The sequence below is a fragment of the Desulfosporosinus sp. OT genome (assembly GCF_000224515.1).
Lineage (GTDB): Bacteria > Bacillota > Desulfitobacteriia > Desulfitobacteriales > Desulfitobacteriaceae > Desulfosporosinus.
This window is the reverse complement of record NZ_AGAF01000216.1, coordinates 1-1932: the sequence shown is the minus strand read 5'-3', so window position 1 is coordinate 1932 and position 1932 is coordinate 1. Positions and strand designations below refer to the sequence as shown.

The following is a 1932-nucleotide window of genomic DNA, read 5'->3' as shown; positions in this document are numbered from 1 at the left end:
TTAGCGTATTCGAAAACTCAAAAGGCTTCAATTTCAATATCGCCAGCGATGGCGATTTTTTCATTTCACCTCAAAAGTTCTCGTTATTCATTACTAAGCGATTTATATAGATATAACTACATATCGCTAGTAAAACAAATATAATCAACCATATCTCTCGAAAATAACACTTGACTTTACGAAATCACCCTAAAAATTGCGATGAGTGGGTTTTCCTACTGATTACAAACAAAGGAGTGATTTATTTTTGTTGTCTATTAAATACTCCCATACTCAATATCAGGACTTTGTACATTCTTTATTGTCAAAATTCTATCTCGACACCCATCAACATGTTACCGTTTTTACCAACTTCCCTTACATCGCTAAGCTCTGGAATGCTGACCTTTCCGCCATCGTCCCTCTTATTCAAACCTACTACTCTTCCTCCACTCAAGGGGCACCTCCCAAAGATGCGGTTGCCATGCTTCGTTCTCTAATTCTTATGGCTTTTAAGGGAGTGACCAGCATCCCTGCCTGGGTTGTCACATTGCGCTCAGAACCCTTCTTTGCTATTCTTTCCGGGTTCGTCCCCGCCTGTCTAGGCTCTTCAAGGATCGATGGTATTTCTGCAGACCCCATTCCCGGCGTTGGTACTTTTTATGATTTTATGGATAGGCTGATCCGGAAGGACAGAGCCCTTCACAAATCCAACCTGCTTCGCTTTCGTCGTAAGCCCAAATCCAAACGAAAGAAAAATCAAAAGATGGACTCTCCGTCTACGACCCTCTCTGAACGGCTGGTTAAAAGAGTGATCAAGTATTCCAACGCCAAACTCCCCGATTCAATTGAAGCTTCCCTAAACCTCATTCTCAAAGAGCTTTTTGTACTACCTTCCCTCAAAAGCGGATTACTTGGCGACCCTCAGAAGTTTAATATCGCCGGTGACGGCACTTGTATGCCGACTCACGCTTCTCACTACGGCAAAAAGGTTTGTGACTGTATCCTTAAACCGGGTGAGTTCTGCAACTGCAAGCGTAAATTCACAGACCCCAGTGCCACCTGGGGCTGGGACAGTTACAACGAGCGTTACTTCTACGGCCATACCTTCCATGTGTTTACTGCTGCTGAAAGCTTCTACAGTTTACCTATCCATATTAAATGTGTTACCGCTAAACGCCATGATTCCGTTACGGGCATTTTCGCGCTTAAAGAGGTTGTCGATTTGTATCCTCAGATAAAATTCTTTACAGCTGCTTTTGATTCTGCTTATGACAGCACTCACTTCTACCTTTTGAACAAGTTCTATAATATATATCCTGTAATTGCACTCAATGGCCGTAGTTTAGTACCTTCATCTAACGATTCTTTGATTAAGTTTGATAACTACGGTATTCCACAAGGAAAACTATGTGGCCACAAACTTCGCAACTGGGGACTTATGAAAAAATCCTATCGTAGAAAATGGCTTTTCCCGGTTCAATGCGATTCCTGTCAAAAGTGTGAAGCTTCAAGTAACAAAACTTTTTACACCCCTACCAGCGACAATCCAAGGTACTTCGGTCCCATCCTTCGTAATACCAAGCAGTGGAAGAAACTTTATAAGCGACGTACTACCACTGAACGATTTAATGACCGGTTGAAACTAGACTTCAAAGTAAAGCAGGCCGTAATTTATTCCAGAGAAAGGCGAGTCGTTCGAACCTTTATTGCCGCCTTCTGCTGCTATATTGATGCATGGAGCAATAAAAAACCCTTAGAAATTACTGACATATTCGCTGGAATCAGAAAACTTGTGGCATAGATAATCCTTCGTCATCTCCCGTTGATGTTGCTGTTGCAGTAACATCTGTTTGCTGTGCTCACTTTTCTAAATAACCTAATTCTAATAAAATCTTTCATGGTATTTCCAGCTAGCTTGCATTTGTTAAAAAATGTTTTTCGATTATACTC

General features: G+C 41.5%; 2 protein-coding genes. One reads left to right on the top strand and one right to left on the bottom strand.

Annotated features, from left to right (window positions below; genetic code table 11):
- Positions 1-304: 304 nt before the first annotated feature.
- A complete protein-coding gene (locus DOT_RS32495) occupies positions 305-436 on the bottom strand; it encodes a hypothetical protein (RefSeq protein ID WP_009622836.1) in 132 nt (43 codons plus the stop codon).
- A 48-nt stretch (positions 437-484) separates the two neighbouring features.
- Here DOT_RS32495 and DOT_RS20140 point away from each other — a divergent pair, with 48 nt between their 5' ends.
- Positions 485-1783 carry a transposase gene (locus tag DOT_RS20140; RefSeq protein WP_242833878.1) on the top strand — a complete coding sequence of 433 codons (1299 nt, stop codon included), beginning with the start codon at positions 485-487 and terminating at the stop codon, positions 1781-1783.
- Positions 1784-1932: the final 149 nt, after the last annotated feature.

Bases quoted from the DNA above. Each gene is read 5' to 3' on its own strand.
- DOT_RS20140 (WP_242833878.1), top strand. From the start codon at position 485: ATGGCTTTTAAGGGAGTGACCAGCATCCCTGCCTGGGTTGTCACATTG.